The sequence below is a fragment of the Pseudarthrobacter sp. 1G09 genome (genome assembly GCF_050038305.1).
In the GTDB taxonomy this organism is placed as follows: domain Bacteria; phylum Actinomycetota; class Actinomycetes; order Actinomycetales; family Micrococcaceae; genus Arthrobacter; species Arthrobacter equi.
In genome coordinates, this window is sequence record NZ_CP188306.1 from 1,099,451 (window position 1) to 1,124,817 (window position 25,367).

The 25,367-nt window shown below is 66.7% G+C and carries 24 protein-coding genes and 2 riboswitches; of the genes, 16 read left to right on the forward strand and 8 right to left on the reverse strand.

What is annotated here, in order from left to right:
* Window positions 1–2: 2 nt before the first annotated feature.
* From ACP3TD_RS05130 to ACP3TD_RS05140, 3 genes are all read right to left on the reverse strand, one after another.
* Window positions 3–290: a WXG100 family type VII secretion target gene (locus tag ACP3TD_RS05130; RefSeq protein ID WP_426765846.1), complete on the reverse strand. Its 288-nt coding sequence runs from the start codon at window positions 288–290 to the stop codon at window positions 3–5.
* A gap of 110 nt (window positions 291–400) precedes the next feature.
* A complete protein-coding gene (locus ACP3TD_RS05135) occupies window positions 401–1,876 on the reverse strand; it encodes a sensor histidine kinase (protein WP_426765847.1) in 1,476 nt (491 codons plus the stop codon).
* Window positions 1,877–1,878: 2 nt separating this feature from the next.
* Window positions 1,879–2,589 carry a response regulator transcription factor gene (locus ACP3TD_RS05140; protein ID WP_426765848.1) on the reverse strand — a complete coding sequence of 237 codons (711 nt, stop codon included), beginning with the start codon at window positions 2,587–2,589 and terminating at the stop codon, window positions 1,879–1,881.
* Window positions 2,590–2,916: 327 nt separating this feature from the next.
* Here ACP3TD_RS05140 and ACP3TD_RS05145 point away from each other — a divergent pair, with 327 nt between their 5' ends.
* Both ACP3TD_RS05145 and ACP3TD_RS05150 read left to right on the forward strand, forming a co-directional pair.
* Window positions 2,917–3,657, forward strand: a complete 741-nt coding sequence (locus tag ACP3TD_RS05145; RefSeq protein ID WP_426765849.1) for a polysaccharide deacetylase family protein — start codon at window positions 2,917–2,919, stop codon at window positions 3,655–3,657.
* Window positions 3,658–3,660: 3 nt separating this feature from the next.
* Window positions 3,661–4,830 carry a phosphotransferase gene (locus tag ACP3TD_RS05150; protein ID WP_426765851.1) on the forward strand — a complete coding sequence of 390 codons (1,170 nt, stop codon included), beginning with the start codon at window positions 3,661–3,663 and terminating at the stop codon, window positions 4,828–4,830.
* Window positions 4,831–4,852: 22 nt separating this feature from the next.
* Here the strand turns inward: ACP3TD_RS05150 and ACP3TD_RS05155 are convergent, their stop codons facing one another.
* Window positions 4,853–5,353 (reverse strand): DUF427 domain-containing protein, encoded by a 501-nt coding sequence (locus ACP3TD_RS05155; RefSeq protein WP_426765852.1) that lies wholly within the window; start codon window positions 5,351–5,353, stop codon window positions 4,853–4,855.
* 237 nt (window positions 5,354–5,590) lie between these two features.
* Between ACP3TD_RS05155 and ACP3TD_RS05160 the strand changes: the two genes are divergently transcribed.
* Window positions 5,591–5,848, forward strand: coding sequence for a hypothetical protein (locus ACP3TD_RS05160; protein WP_426765854.1), 258 nt, complete (start codon window positions 5,591–5,593; stop codon window positions 5,846–5,848).
* 4 nt (window positions 5,849–5,852) lie between these two features.
* A complete protein-coding gene (locus ACP3TD_RS05165) occupies window positions 5,853–6,725 on the forward strand; it encodes an FHA domain-containing protein (RefSeq protein WP_426765856.1) in 873 nt (290 codons plus the stop codon).
* Between the two features lie 18 nt (window positions 6,726–6,743).
* Here the strand turns inward: ACP3TD_RS05165 and ACP3TD_RS05170 are convergent, their stop codons facing one another.
* From ACP3TD_RS05170 to ACP3TD_RS05180, 3 genes are read right to left on the reverse strand one after another with little or no spacing between them, the layout of a single operon-like run.
* Window positions 6,744–8,390, reverse strand: coding sequence for a DNA repair helicase XPB (locus ACP3TD_RS05170; protein ID WP_426765858.1), 1,647 nt, complete (start codon window positions 8,388–8,390; stop codon window positions 6,744–6,746).
* A 13-nt stretch (window positions 8,391–8,403) separates the two neighbouring features.
* Complete coding sequence (locus tag ACP3TD_RS05175) at window positions 8,404–10,884, reverse strand: helicase-associated domain-containing protein (RefSeq protein WP_426765859.1); 2,481 nt, start codon at window positions 10,882–10,884, stop codon at window positions 8,404–8,406.
* Between the two features lie 10 nt (window positions 10,885–10,894).
* Entirely contained in the window at window positions 10,895–11,128 is a 234-nt protein-coding gene (locus ACP3TD_RS05180) for a hypothetical protein (RefSeq protein WP_426765861.1), read from the reverse strand.
* Window positions 11,129–11,336: 208 nt separating this feature from the next.
* On the opposite strand from ACP3TD_RS05180, the gene ACP3TD_RS05185 reads away from it, so the two are divergent.
* Window positions 11,337–11,720 carry a cold-shock protein gene (locus ACP3TD_RS05185; protein ID WP_426765863.1) on the forward strand — a complete coding sequence of 128 codons (384 nt, stop codon included), beginning with the start codon at window positions 11,337–11,339 and terminating at the stop codon, window positions 11,718–11,720.
* A 6-nt stretch (window positions 11,721–11,726) separates the two neighbouring features.
* Complete coding sequence (locus ACP3TD_RS05190; protein WP_426765864.1) at window positions 11,727–12,365, forward strand: DUF3027 domain-containing protein; 639 nt, start codon at window positions 11,727–11,729, stop codon at window positions 12,363–12,365.
* A 115-nt stretch (window positions 12,366–12,480) separates the two neighbouring features.
* Here the strand turns inward: ACP3TD_RS05190 and serC are convergent, their stop codons facing one another.
* Window positions 12,481–13,611: a phosphoserine transaminase gene (gene serC, locus ACP3TD_RS05195; protein ID WP_426765865.1), complete on the reverse strand. Its 1,131-nt coding sequence runs from the start codon at window positions 13,609–13,611 to the stop codon at window positions 12,481–12,483.
* A gap of 305 nt (window positions 13,612–13,916) precedes the next feature.
* Between serC and ACP3TD_RS05200 the strand changes: the two genes are divergently transcribed.
* The 10 genes from ACP3TD_RS05200 to ACP3TD_RS05245 all read left to right on the forward strand — a co-directional run bounded on the left by ACP3TD_RS05200 (window position 13,917) and on the right by ACP3TD_RS05245 (window position 25,163).
* Entirely contained in the window at window positions 13,917–14,612 is a 696-nt protein-coding gene (locus ACP3TD_RS05200) for a metal-dependent transcriptional regulator (RefSeq protein WP_426765867.1), read from the forward strand.
* A 141-nt stretch (window positions 14,613–14,753) separates the two neighbouring features.
* Window positions 14,754–14,972: riboswitch (cyclic di-AMP (ydaO/yuaA leader) on the forward strand.
* A gap of 10 nt (window positions 14,973–14,982) precedes the next feature.
* Window positions 14,983–15,813 carry a M23 family metallopeptidase gene (locus ACP3TD_RS05205; protein ID WP_426767136.1) on the forward strand — a complete coding sequence of 277 codons (831 nt, stop codon included), beginning with the start codon at window positions 14,983–14,985 and terminating at the stop codon, window positions 15,811–15,813.
* A 128-nt stretch (window positions 15,814–15,941) separates the two neighbouring features.
* Window positions 15,942–16,123: riboswitch (cyclic di-AMP (ydaO/yuaA leader) on the forward strand.
* A 70-nt stretch (window positions 16,124–16,193) separates the two neighbouring features.
* Window positions 16,194–16,880, forward strand: a complete 687-nt coding sequence (locus ACP3TD_RS05210) for a C40 family peptidase (RefSeq protein ID WP_426765868.1) — start codon at window positions 16,194–16,196, stop codon at window positions 16,878–16,880.
* A 156-nt stretch (window positions 16,881–17,036) separates the two neighbouring features.
* On the forward strand, window positions 17,037–17,816 hold the full coding sequence (locus ACP3TD_RS05215) for an NlpC/P60 family protein (protein ID WP_426765869.1): 780 nt from the start codon (window positions 17,037–17,039) through the stop codon (window positions 17,814–17,816).
* A gap of 245 nt (window positions 17,817–18,061) precedes the next feature.
* Window positions 18,062–18,562: an HNH endonuclease gene (locus ACP3TD_RS05220; RefSeq protein WP_426765870.1), complete on the forward strand. Its 501-nt coding sequence runs from the start codon at window positions 18,062–18,064 to the stop codon at window positions 18,560–18,562.
* A 47-nt stretch (window positions 18,563–18,609) separates the two neighbouring features.
* Window positions 18,610–19,269: a molybdenum cofactor guanylyltransferase gene (mobA, locus tag ACP3TD_RS05225; protein WP_426765871.1), complete on the forward strand. Its 660-nt coding sequence runs from the start codon at window positions 18,610–18,612 to the stop codon at window positions 19,267–19,269.
* A 15-nt stretch (window positions 19,270–19,284) separates the two neighbouring features.
* The gene (locus ACP3TD_RS05230) at window positions 19,285–19,578 is read left to right on the forward strand and encodes a DUF6457 domain-containing protein (protein ID WP_426765872.1); all 294 of its coding nucleotides are present in this window, start codon (window positions 19,285–19,287) and stop codon (window positions 19,576–19,578) included.
* Window positions 19,575–21,065: a molybdopterin molybdotransferase MoeA gene (locus tag ACP3TD_RS05235; protein WP_426765874.1), complete on the forward strand. Its 1,491-nt coding sequence runs from the start codon at window positions 19,575–19,577 to the stop codon at window positions 21,063–21,065. The genes ACP3TD_RS05230 and ACP3TD_RS05235 overlap by 4 nt, the downstream gene beginning before the upstream one ends.
* Before the next feature lie 66 nt (window positions 21,066–21,131).
* Window positions 21,132–22,010, forward strand: a complete 879-nt coding sequence (fdhD, locus tag ACP3TD_RS05240; RefSeq protein WP_426765875.1) for a formate dehydrogenase accessory sulfurtransferase FdhD — start codon at window positions 21,132–21,134, stop codon at window positions 22,008–22,010.
* Between the two features lie 123 nt (window positions 22,011–22,133).
* Window positions 22,134–25,163, forward strand: coding sequence for an alpha-mannosidase (locus ACP3TD_RS05245; protein ID WP_426765876.1), 3,030 nt, complete (start codon window positions 22,134–22,136; stop codon window positions 25,161–25,163).
* Window positions 25,164–25,367: the final 204 nt, after the last annotated feature.

Below are 25,367 nucleotides of genomic sequence, written 5' to 3' on the forward strand. Positions count from 1 at the left end.
GCTTAGCTGAAGCGCTGCGTGTTTCCCTGCTCCGCCTGGGCGTAGGTGGCCGCCGCGGAGGCCAGCGCTGCATTGATGGAGGCCAGCGAGGCCTCCACCCTGCCCTGCGTGATGGTCCACTCGGTGATCAAGGCCTGGAAGTTTGAGGCCGCGGAGCCCCGCCAGGACCCCTGGAGCTCATCGAGGCCGCGCTTCATGGACTGGACGTCGGTGCTGATCCTGTCCACGGTGGCCTGGACGCTGGCCGACTTCAGTTGCAGCAGTTCGGTATCGACGGAGATGATGCTCATGGCTGTGCCTTTCGCTCGCGGCGGGGCAACGCAGGTTGCCCTGGCCCGGCTGGTCCGGGCCGCTGAAACGAGCCTAGGGACGGCCAGTGGGGTGGGCCACGGCCACAGAGCTATATGTGGATAACCTTGCCATCGCTGACCTCGGCCTCGCTGTCCGCCGCGGCCTCGTCCCGGTACGGCAGGCTGACCACCATGGTGGCGCCCCCGCCCTCAGTCTCCTGCACGCGGACCGAACCGCCATGTGAACCAACAATCGCGGCAACGATGGCCAGGCCCAGGCCGCTGCCGCCCGTGTCCCGTGTCCGCGAGGTGTCCGCGCGGTAGAAACGCTCAAAGACCTTTGACGCGTCTTCCTCGGAGATGCCCGGGCCGTGGTCCCGTACCTCCACCACGGAGCGCAGCTGCCCGTCCACCGTCCGCACGCCGACAGCCAGCTCAATGGGGCTGCCGTCGGGGGTGTAGCGCAGGGCGTTGCCCACAAGGTTTCCCAGCACCTGCCGGATTTTGGCCTCATCGCCGAGTGCCGGTGCAGGCTTGGCCGGTCCGTCGTCGAGCCCGGCCAGCGTGATCACCCGGGAGCGGCCGCTGGCCTGGGTGTCCACTACGGCATCATGTGCCAGGAGCTGGAGATCCACGGGTTTTTGCTGCAACGGCCGCTGCTCGTCCAGGCGGGCCAGGAGGAGGAGGTCCTCCACCATGGACCCCATGCGCTTGGCTTCGCTTTCGATCCGACCCATGGCGGTGGCAACGTCCTCGTCCGTGGTCAGGGCTCCGTGGCGGTACAGCTCGGAGAAGCCGCGGATGGTCACCAGCGGGGTCCTCAGTTCGTGCGACGCATCCGCGGCGAAGCGCCTCATCCGTGCCTCGGACGCAGTGCGGGCCGCGAAAGCCGTCTCGATATGCGCCAGCATCGCGTTCAGTGAGCTGCTGAGCCGGCCCAGCTCGGTGGCAGGGTTTTCGACGTCCACGCGGCGGGACAAGTCTCCGGCAGCGATCGCGGCGGCGGTCTTTTCCACCCTTGCCAGTGGCCGGAAGGAACGCGAAACAGTCCAGCTCGCAATCAGTGAGGCGAGCAGGAGCGTCAGCAGGCCGACGCCGGTGACCACCAGGGTTGCGTGCTTGAGGACGTCATCCACGCCCTCAAGGGGAAGGCCGATGAGCACTACCGCCGGCTGGTTGTTGGACAGGACGGGCACGGCCACAACCCGCCAGTTTTCGCCGTCCGTGCCGCCAACCTGGAAGGGCACTCGGTCGCGGGCCTGTGCTTGCTCCGGGCTGATGAAACTGACGGCAGGATGGTTGTCCGGGTCGCCGCCGAGCCTGAGGGACTCCTGGCCCGGCCTGAAGAGAATCAGGGAGTAATCGGTGGGGACCTCGGGGCTGGTGGCCTGAAGCTGCGAGAATGACTGCTGCTTGACTGCAAGCCCCACGGCGGCGTTGAGCTTGTCATCCACCTGGCCCTGGAGGTAGCTGTGCAGCAGCGCCAGCGTCCCGGCCCCGGTCACCGTCAGGGCGACAATGAGCAGAGCCATGATCATGGCCACCAGCTGTGTCCTCAGGGATGAGGACTTCCACCGTTTCAGCAAGGTCAGCGCTTTTCGGCCGTCCGGAGCACGTAGCCCACGCCGCGTTTGGTCTGGATCAGGGCAGGGGCCTCGGGATCGATGTCCACCTTGCGGCGCAGGTAGGAAATGTAGGACTCCACGATGGAGGCGTCGCCGTTGAAGTCGTACTCCCAGACGTGATCCAGGATCTGCGACTTGGACAGCACACGGTTGGGGTTCAGCAGCAGGTAGCGGAGCAGCTTGAACTCGGTGGGGGAGAGTTCAATGACGGTGCCGCCGCGGCGCACTTCGTGGGCGTCGTCGTCGAGTTCCAGGTCGCCCACCCGGATGACGGCGTCGTCGTCGAGGAGCGGCTGCGTGCGGCGGAGCACGGCGCGGATGCGCGCCACCACCTCGTCGAGGCTGAACGGCTTGGTGACGTAGTCATCCCCGCCCACGGTGAGCCCGGTGACTTTGTCTTCGGTGTCGTCCTTGGCGGTGAGGAACAAGACCGGGAAGTGCTTGCCCGAGGCACGCAGCCGCCGGGTGACTGTGAAGCCGTCCATGTCCGGAAGCATGACGTCGAGGACAGCCAGGTCCGGCGCGTGGGCGTCGGCGGCTGCCAGGGCGTCGCGGCCGTTGGCCGCGGACACCACTTCGAAGCCGGCGAACCGCAGTGATGTGGACAGCAGCTCACGGATGTTGGGTTCATCGTCAACAACGAGGAGCTTCGCTTCGGGGCCGTTCTTGTTCATGTTCCCATCATGCTCCCAGTCTCTGGGAGTTGTCTGGATGTTCCATGGAAGAACGTTGCGTATCTTCGGCACGGCCCCAGGCGGAATCCTCCCGTGCCCGAAAGTGGCAGGAATGCTCCCACCTGCCGCACGTGCCCACAAGGGTGGAGTGCCCCCTCCCAGCCGTCGGCTTCCCCCTCTTTTGCGGCCCGTCCCCGCTGCATCCTACCCGTCCGCGCGGGCGTTCCCCACGTGTCGCCGGGGGCTGTTTACAGTGCCTTAAACGCCGCCGTATGGTGCTCATCCAGGAAGGTTGCGGGCAGCCTTGGGCAAGGGAGGATCAGCACGATGAAGAGTAGATTTGCCACCATGGCCCTGGGCGCAGGAGCCCTTGTCATCGCCCTGCTGGCGGGCGGCCCCACGCAGGCCGCGCAAGCAGCCGACGAACCCTTGGTTGGACTGACGTTCGACGACGGGCCGTCGCCACAGCGCACGGCTTACGTCCTGGACGTCCTGAAGGCGAAGAACGTGAAGGCAACGTTCTTCCTGCAGGGGGCCAACGCACAGCTGTACCCTGACCTCGTTCGCCGGATCAAGGCCGAGGGGCACGTCATCGGCAACCACTCGTGGAACCACGCCAATTTCCTCGAAATCAGCCAGGCAGACCAAAAGCAGCAGATAGACAGCACTAATGCGGCCATCCGGGCCGTCACAGGTGAGACCCCCCGCCTCATGCGGTTCCCATTCGGCAACAGCACCCCGTACGCAGCGAATTACCTGCGGACCATCGGCATGAGCGGCGGGATCCTCTGGCGTTGGCACATCGGCCAGCCCGGTGACTTTGAGTGCCCGGGGGCTGCCGGAGTCCAGAAGTTCGTCATGGATGAGGCGGCGCCCGGGGCGATCATTCTGCTCCATGATGCCGAAGACGTCCTGGCGTGCCCGGCTTCACAATGGACATACCTCGCAACCACCATCGACGCGCTGCGTGCCCAGGGCTACGAATTCGGGGTAGTGGCTGCCTCCGCCACCGCCAACCCGCTCAACGAGGGCTCACCCGCCGTCGTGGTTCCCCCGGCCGGCTCCTAGCCGGTGGTTGACGCGCCGGAGCTGCCCGTCCCCAGCCTGCTGCGCCAGGACCTGCCGGCAGTGGTGGACGCTGCCCTGGGCCGGCGCGGCATGGTGGTCACCCGGGCCCAGGCACAGAGCATCATCCCGCCCGGGGCCAACATGACCACGGGCGGGCTCTGGCGGATCCAGGGAACGGCACAGCAGGCCGGACCAGGCAACGCAGCGGAAGCTGTACCCTTCAGCGTCATTGCCAAGCTCACCCAGTCGCCACTTTTGTGGCCCGGCATCCAGGTTGTGCCCCCGGAGTTCCGCGGGCAGTTGGCGGAGCGCTACCCGTGGCGCACTGAAGCGCAGGCGTACGCCGCCGGGGTCAGCACAGCATTGCCCTTCAACGCCCGGATGCCCGAGGCATTCCGGATCACCGGGCTGGATGCGCAGCGGATCCTCATCTGGATGGAGGACGTGGACGACGACGGTGCCCAGGGGTGGAGCGATGAGCAGTTTGCGGAGGCGGCCTTTGTCCTTGGCGGCCTCGCGGGCAGCCCGGACGTGGATGCGTGCGTCACGGCAGTGCCGGACGCCACGACATCGCGGCGCCTGGAGTTCTTCCTCGAAGGCGTCGGAACACAGCTGCTGATCCCGGCGATCATGGACGACGATGTGTGGCGGCACCCGGTGGTGGCCGGCGCTGCGGACCCTGCGGTCATCAGCGGGCTGCGTAGCCTGGCAGGGAGGGCCCGAAACCTGGTGAACGTGCTCGTGGCCCTGCCCCAGTTCCCCATGCACGGCGACGCCAGCCCACAGAACCTGCTGGCCGGCGCATCCAACGGTGGGGACGAAGCGTTCATCCTCATCGACTGGGGAAACTTCGGCAGGGGCCCGACCGGTTTCGACCTGGCGCAGCTCCTGGCCGGACGGGTCAACGACGGCGACATGCCGGGCAGCGACCTTGTCCGGTTGGCGCCGCTGTGCGTGGACGCCTACTGCAATGGGATGGCTGAGGCCGGAACCGAACCCGATGCCTCATCCGTTGCCCGCGGCCACGCCGCCGCCATGGCCGTGTTCACCGGACTGTCCGCACTGCCGTTGGACCAGCTGGCGGCGCCACGCCCCGGGCTGGAGGACGTGGTGGCCGGGCGGCTGGACATGGTCCGCTTCATCCTGGGACGGCTGGACGCGCTGGGCATGTAGGCGTGTGCCAGGACAGCCGGACTCACCATCCCAGCGTGCCGGGCTCGCCCTTGAACGGCCCCACCACGTTGTCGGTGACCCAGCCGCCGTAAAAGCCCCCGGCCTGGGGGCGGGCAACTTCGCCGTTCACCTCGCAGCGGTCCATCGGCCCCGCATAGACAGCCACCCGGCCTGCCAGCTCCGCGTAGCCGGGGAGGGGCTGAGGGTAGGACCAGGCGGCCCGCTCTGCGGACCGGCCGCCGCCGCGAACGGTGAAGTACTCGGCCTGGCCCTTGAACTCGCACCAGCTGGTTCCCGGGGCGGGCTCCAATGCTCCAGGGAGGAAGGCGGCGTGGGGTAGGTAGTAGACCGGCGGATGGCTGGTTTCAAGGACTCTCAGCGATGCCGTGGTCTCGGCAATCAGTTCCCCGCCAAAGTAAATCCGGATCTGTTCTGAGCTTGGTTCTACCCTTGGCGGGCGCGGATAGTCCCACACGGACTCCTGCCCGGGGCCGGGTACGGCCGGCACGATGCGTTGACTCATGTGTCCAGTGTGCGTCGGGAAGCCCGGATACGCACCCGGGAACCCAAAACGCGGATGGAACGTTCGGCTTCACGCGTCTTCCCCCGGCCACCGAAGCGGGAATACAGTGATGCTTGCCGGGCATCATGCCGGCACCAACTGTTCAACGGACCACCGCGTGCTGCTTCCCGTGCTGCCGGTGGCCCCTTCCACCGGTAGTACCCATTAGTTCCTGGCCATCGAAGGGGATAGATCAACATGACCGACCTGAGCGCCACCGAAAACACAACTGCAGGCGAACGCACTATCAGGGATTGGGCCGATCTCGCCGAGGAGATGTGGTCTTATCTCACCGGCAAGGGCGCCGCGATCAACTACCAGTTCATCGATATGACCGTGGAAGTTCCGCGTGACATCGGTCCCGACGCGCCACGCGCCACCTGGAAGCTCAATGGCTCCCTGCGGGTGACCACCAGCGACCGGGACACATCCGGGTCGGACGCGAACCGCGGCTGACGTCATGCCGGAGAACCGTCTGGACATCGATCTGGACTTTACCTTCACCGACGAGGCCGGAGCGGTCACCACGGGACGGGCCCAGGCCGCCGGGTCAGAGGTCACAGTGTCGCTGGCTGGACTGGAACCGTTGGGGGGCGGCGGACTGCCTTCGGTGGAGGCGATCAAGCCGCTGGCCGAATTCCTTGCCCGTAAGGGGTTGAGTGTCACCGTGGCCGGACCGGATGGACCTGTCGTCAGCCTGGGCAAGGTGGACAGTCCCGCCTCGCAGCGGCTGGTCACCCGTTCGCCCCACATCAAGCTGGGCAAACTGGGGTCCCTGCTGCCGATGATCCGGCAAGGCAGGCGGCGCCCCAAGGGAAGCGTGGCATTGCTTCCGCCCGTCACCCCCATGCCCCTTTTCCCCACCGTGCAGCGGAAAGTGGTGCGGCGCATCACCACCACCCACTACGCACGGGGCGGGGGCCGCCCGCGGCTGATATTCGTCCAGGACGCAGACAGCTGGACCGGCCAGATTCCGCGGGAAATGGACCTGACGGACGATGTTACGACCATTGGCAGCAGCCCGGGATCCAGCCTCTTGTTGGATGGCCTTGAGGCTCTGCACGCTGAGATCATGCACGACGACCAGGACGAGTACATCCTGGTGCCGCGCGGGCCCGTCAGCGGCAGTGTGGCCCGGTCCGGACCGTCTGTACTCCGGACTGGAGCGCGGATCCAGATGGGGCAGTGGTGCCTGGCGTTTTTCCGGGAAGAGTTCGCTGACCACGGCCGCCCCTACGGGGGCCGCAGCGGCGGCGAATTTGCCTATGAACGCCCGCAATTGGACCCTCGGACCGGAACCATGGAGCGGGACAGCAACGAAGGGGTCACGTAGCGGAGTGCACGCTACTGGCTACTCCCCGGCGACGACGTCCTTGGCGTCCATGATCCGGTAGGCATACCCCTGCTCGGCCAGGAACCGCTGCCGCTTGGCGGCGAACTCCTGGTCCAGCGTGTCGCGGGCCACCAGAGAATAGAAGCGGGCCGCCCGCCCGTCCTTCTTTGGCCGCAGCAGCCTGCCGAGCCGCTGTGCCTCCTCCTGGCGGGACCCGAACGAACCGGACACCTGGATGGCCACCGATGCCTCCGGCAGGTCGATGGAAAAGTTGGCCACCTTGGATACCACGAGCGCCTGGATCTCCCCGGCACGGAAAGCATCAAAGAGCCGCTGCCGCACCTTGACCGAAGTGTCCCCCTTGATGACGGGTGCCTGCAGGCGCTCGCCGAGGTCGTCGAGCTGGTCGATGTACTGGCCAATCACCAGCAGCTGCTCGCCGGCGTGCCGTGCCACCAGCTGTTCCACCACCAGGGACTTGGACTCGGAGGTCGAACACAGCCGGTATTTGTCCGCGTCGTCGGCCATGGCGTAGGCAACCCGTTCGTCCTTCGGCAGGTCCACCCGCACCTCAACACAGTCCGCCGGGGCGATGTAGCCCTGGGACTCGATGTCCTTCCAGGGTGCGTCGTACCGTTTCGGCCCGATCAGGCTGAAGACCTCGCCCTCACGCCCGTCCTCACGGACCAGGGTGGCCGTCAGGCCCAGGCGGCGGCGCGCCTGAAGGTCCGCGGTCATCCGGAAGATCGGAGCCGGCAAAAGGTGCACCTCGTCATAGATGATCAGGCCCCAGTCGTGGCCATCCACCAGTTCCAGGTGGGGGTACAGGCCACCGCGTTTGGTGGTCAGGACCTGGTAGGTGGCAATGGTCACGGGGCGCACTTCCTTCAGCGCGCCGGAGTATTCGCCGATTTCATCCTCAGTCAGGGACGTGCGCTTCAGCAGTTCGTCCTTCCACTGCCGCGCGGCCACCGTGTTGGTCACCAGGATCAGCGTGGTGGTGGATCCGGTGGCCATGGCCGCGGCGCCCACCAGCGTCTTACCGGCACCGCAGGGGAGCACCACCACGCCGCTGCCGCCGGACCAGAAGTTTTCGCTGGCCAGCCGCTGGTAGGGGCGCAGCTGCCAGCCATCCTCGTTCAGTGCGATGAGGTGTGGGGTGCCGTCCACGTACCCGGCAAGGTCCTCAGCCGGCCAGCCAATCTTCAGCAGGAGCTGCTTCAGTTGGCCCCGCTGAGATGCGTGGACCACCACTGTCTCGCCGTCGATCCGCGGCCCAAGGAGCGGCTGGATCTTTTTGGCCCGGATGACTTCCTCCAGCACCGGGTAGTCGTCGGTGCGCATCACCAGCCCGTGCTGGGGATCCTTCTCCAGGCGCAGCCGCCCGTACCTCGACATCGTCTCCTCGATATCGATCAGGAGCGAATGCGGTACGGGAAAGCGTGAATACTTCAGCAGCGTGTCCAGGACCCTTTCGGCGTCCAGCCCGGCCGCACGGGCATTCCACAGCCCCAGCGGCGTGAGCCGGTAGCTGTGCATGTGCTCGGGTGCCCGCTCCAGCTCCGCGAACGGCGCGATGGCATGCCGGGCCTCGGTGGCGAGCTCGTGGTCCACTTCGAGCAGGATGGTTTTGTCACTCTGGACAATCAGGGGTCCGTCGTTCACGCAGGACAGTCCTTTACTGGTGCAGTTCCTCTGCAGCCTCGATATCGATGATCCGGTGGATGGACAGGACCCGCTCCGTGTCCTTGGCGGGGTCGAAGACACGGACGCGTCCGCCGCTTACTGAAAGCGGAACAACGGTTTCCAGGGTGGCATTCCCCAGGCTGTCCACCACGTTCATGCTGATCCGTTGCTTGAGCCGGATGGCGCGCTGCAGCGCCTCCAGCCCCAGCTGGGTTGCCGCTTCCGCCTCATGGCCGGCCGCACCGTGGCGGCCAGGAGAGCCGTCCTCCTGGCGCAGCACCGCAAGCTGGGCGTCCACATCGTCGGCGGAGGGTGCAAGGCGGGGCGCTGTGTACACAGGCCGCGGGCTTTCCTGCGCGACAGGTCCGCGCCGGAGCCGGACTGCGGAGTCCTCCACGCCATCCACCGACGGCGAGAGGCCGAGGCCGCGCAGGATCTGCACTGTTTCGCGCGGCGACAGGGAGGACGCCAGGACGGTGGGAGCGAGCCGGACCAGGCCGAGCGCTGCTGCCCGTGGCCCGGAGAGGAGTTCCTGCAGCGCGTCCTCGTCATCGCTCTGGATGAAACTGGCGGAGGTCCCCACCCGAAGCTGCCCGTGGCGGGTGGCGGTGTCCTGGATGAGGTATTCCAGCGGCTGCGGCAGCGCGGTGGCAGAGTGGTCGCGCAGGAACTCCAGCAACCGGCCGGCGTCATACCCGGTGTCCAGTGCGCGCCGGACGGAGGCCTCGGAGAATCGGTAGATCGTGGCTGGTCCCTGGCCTTCGGCGTCGGCCATGGCCAGGAGCTTTTCAGCCAGGTCGGGTGCCAGGTAACCAGGTGCCACTGCCGTCAGGTCGGCCTGCAGCAGCACATGGTTCAGGGCGGCCGGCAGGTGCTGGCCCAGTAGTGTCATCGCCTCGTCCGGGTTGTCACCGGCGAAGGCGGCTCCCAGCTGGGTCAGGGCCCCGGAGCCCACCAGGCCGAGCAGCTCGGCCTCGGCGAGGACGCCGCGGATCAGGGAGCTGAAACGCCGCGCCATCCGGGGCTGCGCCCACTCGGCGCGCTGGAGGACCGCCGCCGCGTCCAGTACCGGCGCCTCGCCGTCACCGGACGCCGCCTCGGTGGTCAGCTCGAGCAGTATCTCCAGGATGCGTTTGCGGATGACGGGGGCGTCGGGCCGCTGCGCTTCCGCAGATAACGGGACGATGGCCCCGCCGGCAGCCGACCGGTGCGCGGCCGGAACCCCGGAGGTTCCGTTGACCGGCTGGCCCACCAGCGACGGTACGCGTTCGCTGGACAGCCAGGCATTGACCAGCCACTGCCATTGCTCCTGCCGGGGCAGCGTCAGCCACTCAAGCTGCGGTGGCAGCACCCAGGACGACGAATCGACGTCCAGGCGGATCAGTCCGGCAAGGCCGCAGAGCTCCAGCAGCAGTCCCACCTGCGGCTGGCTGATACGCAGCAGCTCACCGAGCCGCCGCGTCTCACGGACCCCGACGCCACCGCTGCGCAGCGTGGCCAAAGGCTGGCGCTGGACGGCGTGCAGCAGCTCGCCCACCAGCCGCAGGGTGTCCGAAATGGCACTCAGGGCAGCATTCCGCCGGAGGGCCGCGGTGGTGGTGCCGAGCTCCGGCACCGGCGGCGTCAGGGTGAAGTCGTTGATGATGGCGCCGCCCCGCAGGGACAGCCCTACGCTGTGGGGCAGTTCCACGTGGGCAGCGTCCAGCGGAACCAGCAGCCCCCGGGCCAGCAGCCAGTCGATGGGCCCGACGTCGGCGCCCTCGGTGGTGACGGACGCCTTGCGTTGCGCCTGGGGGACGGCACCCATGGCCCAGTTCCGGAACCTGGCGAGCAGCGCCGTCGTCCGCTCCGGGGCGTGGGCAAGGATATCCTGCACGGCTTCCGGCGAGGACGTCCAGTGCTGCAGGGCCAGCGCCGCCTCCATAGGGGTGGTGGCATCCTGGATTTCGACGCCGCTCCGGTGCAGCTCGGACACAAGCTGAACCGCCCGTTGGGCGAACGCCGGCTGGAGCCGGACAAGTTCCGTGTAGCTGCGGCCCAGCCCCGCGGGATAGATGCCCACTACGTCCTTGAGGCAGCCCACGGGGAGGTAGAAGCGCTGGCGGTTGCCGGCAGGGGTTCCGTGTGGTGGATCGGCCCGGTGCACCAGGGCAAGTTCCTGCAGGCGGTCCAGGATCCGTTCCAGGACGGGCACCGAGGAGCCTGCAATCATCTTGTGCAGCGCGGGTGCGCTGGCGCTGTGCCCGGTATCGGTGTTGGTGCACAGATGGAGGGTTTCAAGGACCTGCATCTGTGGCCTGTTGAGCCGCTCCAGGGCACGCTGGACGCTGACTCGCGAGCTGGCCCGCGCCGCCAGTGCAGGGAAGTCCGGCACGGTGGGGGAGAGCAGGTCCGGCCGCGCGTCGAACAGCTCCCGCAGCGAGTCGTCGCTGCGGGCCGCCAGGTCCTTGCTGAGCGCGCGAATGAGGGACATCAGTCCAACGTTACCGCTGGTCAGGTTTTCCTGCCCGGCGCCGCCCTGCAACGCCGTCGAGCACCAGGAAAAGCATCAGGACGAATGCCGCGGGCAAGCCGTACAGCGCCGTGTAGGTAATCCACGCGGGAGCCACTGACCCGGCAAAGGCAAGGGCCATGACCGCCGCCACGGCGGCCAGCGAGAGCACGGCAATGACGGCGGCGGCAATCATGATGGGCCGCCGGTAGCGCGAGGGTGTCATGGACGTAACGCTACCGCCCCTCCGGCAGCGCGCGTGAACCCCGGCGTCCAGGGCGGCATGAAGCGCGATTCGGGCGCGGGGCAGGATAACCTTGAAGGATAAAGACCAACACGGTACGCAGCTGCCATACCTTAAACCCGCACAACCGGTGCGGATGCGGTGGCGGCCGGCCGTGTCTCACAACAGCAGAACGAAGAAGGTTGATTCAATGCCTACCGGCAAGGTCAAGTGGTATGACAAGGACAAAGGCTTCGGGTTCCTCGCGGGCGAGGACGGCCAGGAGGTCTTCCTGCCCAAATCGTCGCTGCCCGAGGGCGTAACGGAACTCAAGGCCGGCACCCGCGTGGAGTTCGGCGTGGCCGACGGCCGCAAGGGTGCCCAGGCCCTGGGCCTGCGCGTCCTCGACAAGACTCCCTCCATCGCCAAAGCCAAGCGGCCCAGCGCCCGCGACCTTGCGCCCCTGGTCCAGGATCTGGTGAGTGTCCTCGACAATCTCTCGGGCACCCTGTCCAACGGCAAGTACCCGGACGGTAACAAGGGCAAGACCATTGCCGCCGCCCTGCGTAAGGTTGCCGACGAGCTGGACGTTTAGGCAGCAATGAATCCGGAAGCTGAACAGCCCGACGCAGGAATGCAGGCCTTGGAACAGGAGGCAGCAGTTGTGCCCCAGGCAGCTGCCTCGGAGCGCACCGCCGTCTCCCGCGCTGCCGCGGCCGTGAAGGCGGCTCCCCAACGCAAGGCCGGCGTGCCGGTATGGCGGACAGGGAAGCCGGACGCATTCCTGGCCGCTGCCGTCGACGTTGCCAGGACTGCCCTTGAGGGAATCACCTCGGCGTCGGACATCGGTCAACACCTGGCCGCCAAAAGCGAAGGCGACCGCCTGGTGACGCACCTGTTCGAATCCAGGCTGCCTGGCTACTCGGGCTGGCAGTGGTACGCAGTCATCACCCGCAACTCCCGCTCCAAGCTGGTGACGGTCAACGAACTGGGCCTGTTGCCCTCCGAGGATTCGATCCTGGCCCCGGAATGGGTGCCGTGGGCTGAGCGGGTGCGGCCGGAGGACGCCCGGGAAGAGGATCACGAGCGGGAGCGCGCGGTTCCCGACGCCCAGGCTGCCGGGGAACCCGCCGCTGCTGCTGCCGGAGGACCGGAAGCCGAACCGGAGACTGAAATGGCAGAGCCTGCCCAGCAGGCCGGGTCTTCGGACGCTGGCCAGCCAGTCGAAGGGGAGGGCTAGCCAGCCCCCTTTCAGTGGTCGTGTTGACCCAACCAACAGCAAACGGCGCCGTCCGGGGTAAACCCGGGCGGCGCCGTCGCATGTTCTGTCGCCGGGGCCTTGCCGACGGTGGGAGCTACTTGCGCAGCTCGCCCACCACAAAGTCGATGCTGGCCAGCAGGGCCGAAACGTCCTCGGGGTCGATGGCGACGAAGGTGGCGATACGGAGCTGGTTGCGGCCCAGCTTGCGGTAAGGCTCCGTGTCCACGATGCCGTTGGCGCGCAGGACCTTGGCTACCGCGGCGGCATCAACAGAGTCGTCGAAGTCGATGGTGGCAATGACGTTCGAGCGTTCGTCCGGGTTGGTGACGAACGGAGTCGCGTAGTCAGATGCCTCGGCCCAGGTGTAGATGCGGCCGGCGGAGTCGGCGGTGCGTCCAGCTGCGAAGTCCAGGCCGCCGTTGGAGTTCAGCCACTGCACCTGCGCGTCCAGCGTTACCAGCGTGGACAGCGACGGGGTGTTGTAGGTCTGGTTCAGCTTCGAGTTGTCGATGGCGGTCTGGAGGTCCAGGAAATCCGGGATCCAGCGGTCGCTGGCTTTGATCCGAGCTGCGCGTTCGAGGGCGGCGGGGGAGAACAGGCCAAGCCACAGGCCGCCGTCGGAGGCGAAGTTCTTCTGCGGGGCGAAGTAGTAGACGTCGCTCTCGGCCACATCGACGTCCAGGCCGCCGGCGGCGGAGGTCGCATCTACCAGGACCAGTGCGCCCTCATCGGCATCCGCTACGCGCTTTACCGGAGCGGCGACGCCGGTGGAGGTTTCGTTCTGCGGCCAGGCGTACGCGTCGACGCCGGCCTCGGCCAAGGCTGCCGGGCGGGTGCCCGGGTCCGACGTGATGATGGAGGACGCATCCAGGAAGGGTGCCTTGTTGGTGGCGGCGGCGAACTTCGACCCGAACTCACCAAAGGACAGGTGCTGGGCCTTCTTCTCCACGAGGCCGAAGGATGCAATATCCCAGAACGCGGTGGAACCGCCGACGCCGAGGACAACCTCGTAGCCCTCGGGCGCGCGGAAGAACTGGCTGAGGCCCTCGCGGACCGAGCCCACGAGGTTCTTGACGGGGGCCTGCCGGTGGGACGTGCCCAGAATGGTTTTCGACGCCGCAGAGAGCGCATCGATCTGTTCCTGCCTGACCTTGGATGGCCCGGCTCCGAACCGTCCGTCCCGGGGCAGGAGGTCGGCGGGAATAGTGATGCTGGTTTCGCTCACGGGTGCTCCAATGTCGGCGGGGAGGTGGCTTTGGCCGGTCGGGCGGATAACGCCGCCCGACAGTCGGCAGTGACTGCAATACAGGCCTTTCCCATTCTGCCTGAACAGGCGTAGGCGCGGGAGCCGGAGCCGCCAAAGTCCAAACATTGAGACACGGGAACCTGGAGCCTGCAACTATTAGGACAAAGTCAAAATAGGCTAAGCTTGCCTCCGGACTATGTCGCGCCGCATGGCGGCGGATTGTGCTGGACAACGCGGGACAACGCGGAACAACGCAGGGTATTGCGCTCGAGGAGCTGAGCTGGATGACGGATCTGATCGACACTACGGAGATGTACCTTCGGACCATCCTGGAGCTGGAGGAAGAGAACATCGTTGCCCTGAGGGCCCGTATTGCCGAGCGGTTGCGCCACTCTGGCCCCACCGTGTCCCAGACCATCGGCCGGATGGAGCGTGACGGCCTGGTGGTGGTGTCCGGCGACCGCCACCTGGAGCTCACCGAGGTGGGCCGCAAACGTGCCACGGAGGTCATGCGCAAGCACCGCCTTGCGGAACGGCTCCTGGCTGACGTCATCGGCCTGGACTGGGCCTACGTCCACGACGAAGCGTGCCGCTGGGAGCATGTGATGAGTGAGCGCGTTGAGCGCCGGATCTACGAACTGCTCAACCACCCCACCGAATCGCCCTACGGAAACCCGATTCCCGGACTGGCCGCACTGGGTGGCAACCCGGAGCTGTCCTTGGCCGACGGCGCGATCAGCCTTCTTGAGGCCATGAAGACGTACGGCCCCGCCTCTGCCGTGACCATCAGCCGGTTGGCCGAACCCATCCAGGTGGAGCCCGAGCTCCTGTCCCAGCTCGACGAAGGCGGCATCCGCCCCGGAGCGGCGGTATCGCTGGAGCGTGTGGGGGACTACATTTCGGTCCGTGTTCCGGGCATTGAAGGCGCTCTGGAACTGCCTCCCGAAGTGGCTGCCCACGTATTCGTAGCCGTCAACTGACACCGTAAAAGCCCTGCTTTTACCCCGTGGGAGCTGGATCACGCAAAAATAACGGAATTGTTACTAAGGGACTTAAGCCCCTATAGTTGAACGAAAGCGTTGATACTTAAGCGTTACCTGATCTGGAGCCGAGCTCTGCCAGCGGATCAGGAGCACCAAGTCATAACTGGCAGAGGCGGGGGAACCACAACTGGCAGCGGGGGACTGCCTTGGGGTGAAGTCCGTCAGCAGCAAGCCTCTTCCAGTGAAGGAACCTTCCGGGGATTTCTCTGTGCCGCAGCTTGCTTACGGCGGACCGGGTCTGTGAACTCTCTGACCCGAATCCGACAGCTAACTTCGCAGGCTATCCAGAGAGGAAACCTTCTTGACCATGCAGACCCCCCGGGGCCGCCGCCGCGCGGCGGGCCCCGCTGCTACGCCGCGTGCTGTCGGGGCCGTCCAAGCTGCCGAGACCCCGCGCCCCCGCGATCTCCACCGTGACGCGCGCCGCCGTCGGGGTCCATTCCGCCAGATAACGGAATTCGCCTCGGCCAGCGGCATCGGCCAGAAGGCCGGCATCGCGCTTGCCGCCACCGGCCTGGTGCTTACCGTTACCGTCCCTGTCACCAGTCCCGTCATGGCAACTGACGCCAGCGGAACCGGTGCCGTTGCCGCCTCATCGGTGACGCCGCAGCCCGCAATTTCCGCGGAAGCAGGCGCCCAGATCGACTTCAGCCGCTCCGCCGTCGTCACCCAGGCGGACCCTGACGGCAAGCTCAAGCAGCTGCTCAGCGCCCAGTCCGCAGGATCGGTCTCCCGGGCTGCATCCGCCGGTACCCTGGGGGCCCCGCTGGCCACCATGACCACGGCATCGCCGTTCGGCTACCGCGTCAGCCCCATCACCGGCGGCACCGGCGACTTCCACCGCGGGCAGGACTATGTTGCCCAGTGCGGTACCTCCGTGATGGCTGCCGCCACCGGAACCGTGACCTTTGTGGGCTGGCACCAGTACGGCGGCGGCAACAGGGTGGTGGTGGACCACGGCAACGGCCTGGAGACCACCTACAACCACCTGTCGTCGTTCAACGTGAAGGAGGGCCAAACCGTCTCCCGGGGCGACGTCATAGCCCTTAGCGGGACCACCGGCGCCTCCACGGGCTGCCACCTCCACTTTGAAGTCCAGGTCAACGGCGAGGTTGTCGACCCCACCGGTTGGCTCTAGCCAAATGATGGTGGACTCTCGAATGGCCGTGACCCGCCGTGACCTGAATGTGACATTCAATCAAAACTGCTGTACCGTCTAACTCGCGTCAACTTTTCCGAAGTTGACGCTCTTGAGTGGATTGCCTAACTCTGCCACCGCTCAAGGTCCGTTCGCATTTCATCGTCTGGCAGGGGCGGGGGAACCAATTTTGGCCTTCTTGTTTCGAAGGCCTTGGGGTTAAGTCACGAAAGCTTCCTTGGAAGCCGTGTGGCCGGGTGACTCCCATCCGAATCCGACAGCTCACCTCGCAGGCATTGGGAGAGGCTACCTTCGTGTCTTCACGCCATAATGCTGCGCGCCACCGTGCGCAAACGGTTCGTACCAACCCTTTGGGCGCCGTGTCCAAGGCTGTTAGTGCCAATGCCGGGACGGTGGGTCGCCAGGCTGCAGTAGTTGCAGCCGCTTCCGGCCTCGTTCTGGGTATGGGCCTGCCGGCCGTCGCGGACACCACCGCGGGCGTCTCGGCATCCACCGAGTCGGGTTCGGCCCAGACTGCCCTCGCCGTCACCGCGGCACCTACCGCCACTGTTTCCTTCGAGCGCCCGGTCATCAAGACCACCGCCGCTCCGAAGCCGGAGCCGGTACGCACCCAGTCCACTGCTTCAGCAGCACGGGATGCCGGCAACGCCGTCACCGCAGCCGCTGGCTCAACCGAAGCTGCCTCCGAGAAGCTCGCGGAGACTGTTTCCTCCGCTGCCACCTCGGGCATCGCGGCTATCGCGTACACCGGCATTGGGCACCCGTACGTGTGGGGCGGCACCAGCCCCAACGGCTGGGACTGCTCCGGATTCACCCAGTGGGTCTACGCCCAGGCCGGCATCAGCATCCCTCGCGTCAATGCCTGGAACGCCATGAAGCCCACCTCCACCCCCCAGCCTGGCGACCTCGTCATGCAGAACGGCGGCGCACACGTTGGCATCTACGTCGGCAACGGCATGATGATCAGCGCGCTCAACCCGTCCCAGGGCACCCTTCTTCACGCGGTTGCCGCCACCGGAACCTCCTCGTTTTACACCATGAACTAGTTTCTGGGGCCCCAGGCCCCAGAAACTTTTTCTTTGCCCCCGTTTTCGCTAAATCACACATCCCCGTTCGGGACGCGCCGACGTACCCCCAAGATGCCGGCGCGTCCAAAACCCCCGTGTTGCCTACAGGCCCGGGGACAACGAAAGAGAGAACTGATGACGACTCGTGCTACCGCACGGCATCGCGCCGAAGTCACCAAGACCAACTCAATCGCCATTATCGCCAAGGCTGTTGGCGGCAACGCCGGCGGCGTTGGGCGCCAGGCAGCGGTTATCGCCGCAGCCTCGGGCCTGGTCCTGACCAGCGGCATCGCCGCAAACGCAGCTGACACCAACGTCCAGCGCGACTCCGCTCCTGCATCCGCTTTTGAAGTTGGAACAGCTGTGGAAGCTCCGATTTCTGCGGCTTCCACCATCAACATCTCCTTCGAGAAGCCGGCCGTCAGCACCAGCCCGGCTCCGGTGGTTGAAGCAGAGCCCGAGGTTGAGGTCCAGGAAGCCGCTCCGGCTCCGGCCGCCCAGACGGCCGCAACCCAGACCGCTGCAGCGCCGAAGGTCACCGCTACCGTCACGGCGCAGCCCGCATCTGCTCCCCAGGCATCTGCCAGCGGCAAGGGCGCAGCAATCCTGTCCGCAGCGTACGCCCAGCTCGGCGTCAACCAGGACTGCACGATGCTCGTCACCAACTCGCTGGCTGCCGTGGGCATCAACTTCCACGACTGGCCCGCCGGCTACCTCTCCCTGGGCCGCACCGTGAGCGCTGCCGAGGCCCAGCCCGGCGACCTGATCTACTACGCCGACGGCGGCGCCGGCATGGCCCACATCGCTGTTTACGCCGGCAATGGCCAGGCAGTGCACGGCGGCTACAACGGCAACCAGACCGTGGTGTTCAGCGCCAACGTCGGTTCCGGACCGGTTTTCATCCGCGTCAACTGATCCTCCCGACAGGGCCGGCCTGTACGGCCGCCCGTCGGAATGAAGGACCCCTGCCCACCGGCAGGGGTCCTTTGCCGTTCACAGGCGGTACGCTCCGGACGCCCTTCCCTGACGATGCTGCGTGCCGTGATTAGCTGATCCTGCATTTCTTTGTTTACTCTTGTGGTGTCGATCCATAGCCCGGACATGCCGAGGGCAGCCGGCCCTCGTGCCCCTGACGGGTGCGGCCGTGAAGAGGTACGTGCATGCGCACTCTCGTTCTGAATGCTGGATATGAACCGCTGGCGGTCATTACTTTCCGCCGGGCGCTGGTGCTTGTGCTCACGGGCAAAGCAAGCGTGGTAGCCGAGGGCGATGATCCCGTGGTGGGTCCGCAGGAAATCCTGGGCCGCCCTTCCGTGATTCTCCTCAACCGCTACATCCGCCCCAGATACAACCATGCCACTGCCGTCAGCCGCCGCGGCGTCCTGAGACGGGATGGGCATAAGTGTGCATACTGCGGAAAAGCAGCGCACACGATCGACCATGTTCACCCCAAGTCACGCGGAGGGGCGGACTCCTGGGAGAACCTGGTGGCTGCCTGCCTGCGCTGCAACAACGTCAAAGGCGATCACACGCCCGCTGAAATGGGCTGGAAGCTGCGGTTCGAGCCGGCGCCGCCGCATGGCACCATCTGGCAGATTAGGGAATTGGAAAAGCCCACGCCGGCGTGGGATCCGTTCCTCCTGCCGGAGCGGGCCGCCTGATATGCGCTGACTGTCAGACGTGCGCCGGCACTGGCTACGCTTGAACCATGCAAAACGACGTGCCGGCCTTTGATGCCATCATTTTGGCGGGAGGCCGATCCTCACGGCTGGGAGGAGTCCCGAAACAGGGACTGCTGTTTCGCGGAACCACGCTCCTGAACCGGTCCATTGCAGCCGTTGAAGGAGCCCGGGCCACCGTGATTGTCGGCCCGGATCCCGGTCCGTTGCCCCCCGGAGTGCTCACGTGCCGTGAAGAGCCGGAGTTCGCCGGGCCCGCAGCGGCTATTGCCACCGGCCTGGACGTCCTGGGCCGGGCCGGGGCCGGCGCTCCGCACACCCTCGTCCTGGCCTGTGACATGCCATTGGTCTCCGGGGCTGTGCGTGCCCTTCTGGATGAGTTGTCCACTGGGAAGAGATCGGGGTCTTATATGGCCTGTACTGAGGATGAACACGGCGCCGGGAGGATGCAGCCGCTGGCCGGACTTTATAGCACAGGGATGCTAAAAAAGTCCGCCCTGGAAATGGCCACGAACGGCCGGTTGGTCAACGGATCAGTCCGCTCACTCCTTGCTAGTCTGGACGTGCAGCTTGTCGCCGTTCCGGCCGCTTACACGGCAGATGTGGACACGTGGGACGATGCCGCCGCACTGGGGATTGCCGCCGGCAGCCCGGACGTGGAGGACGGGGCCGGGCGCGGCCGCAGCTAACTTTGGAGGCACGTGGTGAAGAGCCAGGACGAAACACTGGAGGAATGGTGCAGGTCGCTGCTCCAGGCCTACGAGCTTGAGGAAGTTCAGGTGGACATCGATGCCATCCTTTCCCTTGCCGGCGTGGCGGCGCATTCCGTGGTCCGTCCCGCCGCCCCGCTGACCACCTTCATCGCCGGATTCGCCGCGGGCCTGGCCTCGAACTCCGGCAGTTCGACGGATGCCGTGGCCATGGAAAAGGCCCTCGCCGTCGCCCGCACACTGGCGGCCGACTATGACACTGAAGCCGCCGGGGCCCCCGGCGAATGACAGAATCACCCGGGCAGGACGCAGCATCGCCCGCAGGGCATGAACACAGCCACGACCACGGCAACGGACACCCGCAAGGACAACTGCAGGAACAACCGCAGGGACAGAACGACGAAGGTCAGGCCGGAACCGGCCAGGAACAGGAAGAGGGCCAGAGCCAGGGCCACCATCACCTGGCCCACACCTGGGCGGAAGCACGCCAGGCCGCCTTTGACGCCGCAACGCCCATCCCGCCTGGACCGGTGCCGCTGGACCAAGCCCAGGCCCGCAGGTTGGAGCAGGACATCATTGCGCTTCAGGACATGCCGCACTATGCTTCCTCGGCCATGGACGGCTGGGCAGTCAACGGGTCCGGGCCGTGGATCCCTGTGGAACCCGGAGCCCGGCTGGCGCCGCACCAGGCGAGCCCCATTGTTACCGGCGGACTCATCCCGCCCGGCGGCAAGGGGATCCTGCGCAGCGAAAGTGCCGTCCTCGCCGAGGACGAGGACGGGCTCCCCGTCCTCGCCACGGGTGGAACCGCCCGCCCCGGCGAACCGCGCAACGGCCAGCACGTGCGCAAAGCAGGCGAGGAAGCACAGGAAGGGGACATCCTTGTTCCGGCGGGGGCGACCCTGAATCCGGCGCACCTGGCGCTTGCTGCACTGGCCGGATATGACGAGCTGGAGGTACAGGGCAAACCCCTCGTGCGCCTGCTGCTGACAGGGTCCGAGGTGGTGGTGCACGGCCTGCCTGCCCCGGGGAAGGTCCGGGACACGTTTGGTCATCAGCTGCCGGCCGTCGTTGGCATGCTCGGTGGCATCCCGGGCGGCCAGCAGCGCATCGGCGACTCCTATGGGGAGTGGCTCGCGGCCCTGGAGGACGTGGTGCCGGAGGGTCCCGGCGCACCCGGGCTCCCGGCCGACGTCGTCATCACTACCGGGGGGACGGGCCGTTCCGGCACGGATCATCTCCGCCGCGCCGTTGCCGAACTGGGCGGCCGGCTGGTGGTTGATGGCGTGGCCATGCGGCCCGGGCACCCGGTGGTGCTGGCCGAACTCCCCGACGGCCGGTTCGTCCTGGGCCTGCCCGGCAATCCGCTCGCCGCCATGATGGCGCTCTTTACAGTGGGCGCGCCCCTGTTGGCTGCCCTGGGTCACGGAACGCTGCCGGAGGTGCAGGAAGTGGCCTCCGGAACGCTCATAGACCCGGATCCGGGCCGCACGCGCCTCATGCCGTTCCGGCTGTTGTACGGGATGGCGTCGCCGGCTCAGCACACCGGCCCGGGCATGATGCGCGGGCTTGCGACGGCCGACGGCGTCATGGTGGTTCCGCCGCACGGCGTGCAGCTGGGGGAGCAGGTGCCGGCTTTCGCGCTGCCGTGGGGCCCGCCCATTCCAGCGCCTGCGGATCCCGCCAAGGCCAAACCGCGGAGCAGCAGGACGTCCCGGACGGCGGCGAAGTCCGGCCCTGCGGGGCCAGTGGACTGGAGCGCCCTTCTCGGCTGAGCCGGAGCTTGGCCGGGCAGGCGCCCTGCAGTGCGATGATGGAGACATGAACAGGCAGGACGGTCCATGGGACGCGTGACGCAGCGCCGCAAGGTGCATAAGTATGTCCTGGACGGCTCGCCGAAGGCGCTGGAGTTTCCCGTCCGCTACCGCGAGGATGTCCTGGCAGTGGAGGAACCGCTGGAAATCCGGCTGGGCAGCCTCTCCTATTCGGTCACCATGCGGACCCCGGGCGACGACTTCGACCTGGTAGCCGGCTTCCTGGTATCCGAGGGCGTGATCTGGACCCCGGACCAGTTGGTATCCCTGCGCTTCTGCGCCGGCGAGGACGAGAACGGTGTCCATACGTTCAACGTGGTGGAGGCCCAGCTGCGTCCTGATGTCCCACTGCCGGAAACGGGACGGAACGTTTATACGTCCAGCTCCTGCGGCATCTGCGGGACGGACTCCATTGAAGCCGTGCGGAAGTCGTCGCACCACAGCCCCGCGGCGGACCCCCTCACGCTCGACGCGCACGTACTGGCATCTCTGCCCGCACTGCTCCGGAAATCGCAGCGACTCTTCGACGATACCGGCGGGGTGCACGCTGCAGGGCTTTTCCGGATTGAGGACGACGGCGGTGTGCAGCTGCTGTGCCTCCGCGAGGACGTGGGACGGCACAACGCGGTGGACAAGGTGGTGGGCTGGGCCCTGCGCGAAGGGCTCCTGCCACTGCGCGGCACCGTCCTCCAGGTGTCCGGCCGGGCATCATTCGAGCTGGTCCAGAAGGCGGCCCAGGCGGGTATCCCCGTGTTGGCTGCCGTCAGCGCGCCGTCCAGCCTGGCCGTGGAACTCGCCGAGGCCAGCGGCCTGACGCTTGCCGGTTTCAGCCGGGGAACCAGCCTTAATGTTTACGCGGGGGCAGCCAGGATCAGCAGCCCGGCAATTGCCTCCGCGCCCGCCTGACGCTCCACCACCCCCCCTCGGATGCTCCCGCAAGGGGGTTGGTTTGCTGGCTACCAGCGGGTAGATTTGTCCATCGAATGGACACGATGATCCAATTTTTTCAAGCGCTAAAGAGGGCCCACATTGCATGACGACCGCCGGATCACGGAAGTCCGTCTCACCAGGTTTGTACGTGAGCGCATCGACCCTGCTGTCTACAGCCGGACCGTGCCCCTGACCCTGAGCAGCTGGGACGTACCGGATGAGCCGGTACCCGCCCTCGAAGCGATGCGGCAGCAGTTCCAGCCCCTCGAGCATGGCACGGCATGGGGCAAACCGTGGAGCACCAGGTGGCTCCGGCTGCAGGGCGACGTACCCGAGTCGTGGGGCACCGGCCCGGACACCACGGTCGAAGTGGTGGTGGACCTCGGATTCACCGTCCAGACCCCCGGCTTCCAGTGCGAGGGAATTGCCTGGCGGCCGGACGGCACCATCATCAAGGCCGTCTCTCCCCGTAACCGGTACATCCCGCTGAAGCTCCTGGGCACCGGCATGGCGGTGGACTTCTACGTGGAGGCAGCGGCCAACCCGGACCTCGCACAGGACTGGACCTTCGCGGCAACTCCCTACGGTGACAAATCCACAGCCGGATCAGCCCCGCACTACCGGCTGGGAACCATCGCCATCGCCGAGCTCAACCAGACCGTCTGGGAACTGCAGCAGGACGTCTGGACGCTGTCGGGGCTGATGGAACAGCTGCCCCTGGAACTCCCGCGGCGGCACGAAATCCTCCGGGCCCTGGAACGGATGATGGACGTCATGGACCCGGACGATGTTGCCGGGACTGCGGCGGCCGGCCGGGAGGCGCTGGCCGGGGTGCTGGCACAGCCCGCCTACGCTTCTGCGCACCAGCTGGTGGCCACCGGCCACGCGCACATCGACTCGGCCTGGCTGTGGCCGGTACGCGAAACCGTCCGGAAGTGCGCCAGGACCTTCTCCAACGTGGTGGCCCTGATGGACGAGAACCCGGACTTCGTCTTTTCGTGTTCCTCCGCCCAGCAGCTCTCCTGGATCAAGGAGTCCTATCCGGAACTGTTCAGCAGGATCCGGGAGAAGGTCCGCGCCGGGCAGTTCGTTCCGGTGGGCGGCATGTGGGTGGAGTCTGACACCAACATGCCCGGCGGCGAAGCGATGGCGCGGCAGTTCATTGAGGGAAAATCCTTCTTCCTGTCCGAATTTGGCGTTGACTGCAGGGAGGCCTGGCTGCCGGACTCATTCGGCTATTCCGCCGCACTGCCGCAGATCGTGAAGTCCGCGGGAAGCCGCTGGTTCCTGACGCAGAAGATCTCCTGGAACCAGACCAACCGGATGCCGCACCACACCTTCAACTGGGAAGGCATCGACGGTACCCGGCTGTTTACGCACTTCCCGCCGGTGGACACCTACAACGCCGAGCTCAGCGGCCGCGAGCTCGCGCACGCGGAACGCAACTACAGGGATCACGGCCGGGGCACCGTGTCCCTGGTGCCGTTCGGCTATGGCGACGGCGGCGGCGGACCTACCCGGGAAATGCTCAGTGCCGCGGCCCGCACCGCAGACCTGGAAGGCTCACCCAAGGTTCGGATCGGATCCGCTGAGAGTTTCTTCCGGCAGGCGGAAGAGGAATATGCGGCCTTGCCCGTGTGGGTGGGGGAGATGTACCTCGAGCTGCACCGCGGCACCTACACCAGCCAGGCGCGTACAAAGAAGGGCAACCGGCGCAGCGAACACCTGCTCCGGGAAGCCGAGCTGTGGTGTGCCACTGCCGCCGTCCGCACCGACGCCGCCTTCGAGTACCCGGCAGCTGAGTTGAAGCGGCTGTGGCAGCTGGTCCTGCTGCAGCAGTTCCATGACATCCTTCCGGGCAGCTCCATTGCCTGGGTACACCAGGATGCCGAGCGCAACTACCAGGCCATCAAGGCTGCCCTGGAAGCCATCATCAGCCAGGCCGCCGCGGCAGCGCTGGGGGCAGGGGAACGGACATTCCTGCTCAACGCCGCCCCGCATGCCCGGAACGGAGTTCCGGCGCTGGCCGCCGCTGAACCGGCGACCCAGGGTGGACCGGTCCGGACCAGCGGCCAGGATGGCGGATACGTCCTGGACAACGGCGTCATCCGGGCGGTCCTGGACGCGGACGGCCTGCTGTCATCCCTGCAGGACTACGCCTCCGGCCGCGAAGCCATAGCGCCGGGACAGCGCGGCAACCTGCTGGAACTCCACCGGGACACCCCCAACGAGTGGGACGCCTGGGACATTGATGAGTTCTACCGGCGCAACGTCACTGCCCTGACCGGCGCGGAATCGGTCCGGCTGGAGGAGGGCCCCGATGGCGCCACTGTTGTGGTGGAACGCCTGGCCGGAACCTCGCCTGTCACCCAGCGCATCACCCTCGCTCCTGGCAGCCCGTCCCTGGCCATCACCACATCTGTGGACTGGCAGGAACAGGAAAAACTGCTCAAACTCGGGTTTGCCCTTGATGTGCGCGCCGACCGGTCGGCGTCGGAAACCCAGTTTGGGCATGTCTTCCGGCCTACCCACACGAACACGTCCTGGGAAGCTGCGAAGTTTGAGATCTGCGCGCACCGCTGGATCCACGTGGGGGAGCCGGGCTACGGTGTCGCAGTTTCCAACTCGTCCACCTACGGCCACGACGTCGCCAGGAACATCAGGGAGGCCGACGGCGGCACCACCACCACGGTGCGCCTCTCGCTGTTGCGGGCGCCGAAGTTCCCGGACCCTACGGCCGACCGCGGCCGGCACGAGCTGACCGTTACCGTCCGGCCCGGTGCAGATATTGGCGCCGCGGTGGAGGAGGGGTACAGGACCAACCTTGCGCCCCGGTTGGTCAAGGGGGCCGCGCCGGTTGAGCCACTGGTCTCGGTGGGCACACCGGGACTGGTTGTTGAAGCGGTCAAGCTTGCCGAAGACGGCTCGGGCGACGTCGTGGTCCGCCTGTATGAATCGCTGGGGCAGCGCACCGCTGGGCGCATTAAGGCGAATTTCCCCGTGCGTGACGTTGTGGTGACCGACCTGTTGGAGCGGCCCACCGAGGCTCCCGGGGTGTCCGCGGGTGCGGGTGGCGTGGAACTGAAGCTTCGTCCGTTCCAGCTGGTGACCCTGCGCTTCGTGCGGTAGTGCGGCGCTCATCGTTCAGGGTCTGGGGGCCGCCCGGCCCCCAGACCCTGAACGGAAAACCGTGACGGAGACGCGCCCGCACTGCTAAGAAGCGTTAAATAGGCTGAGTGGGGGCGGTCCCCAACGGCCGCCACCACTCATCCCCCCAATGCGTGTGAAGGCCCCCGAAGCAGGGCGTCTTCCAAGAATTTATCCCCGTTCAAA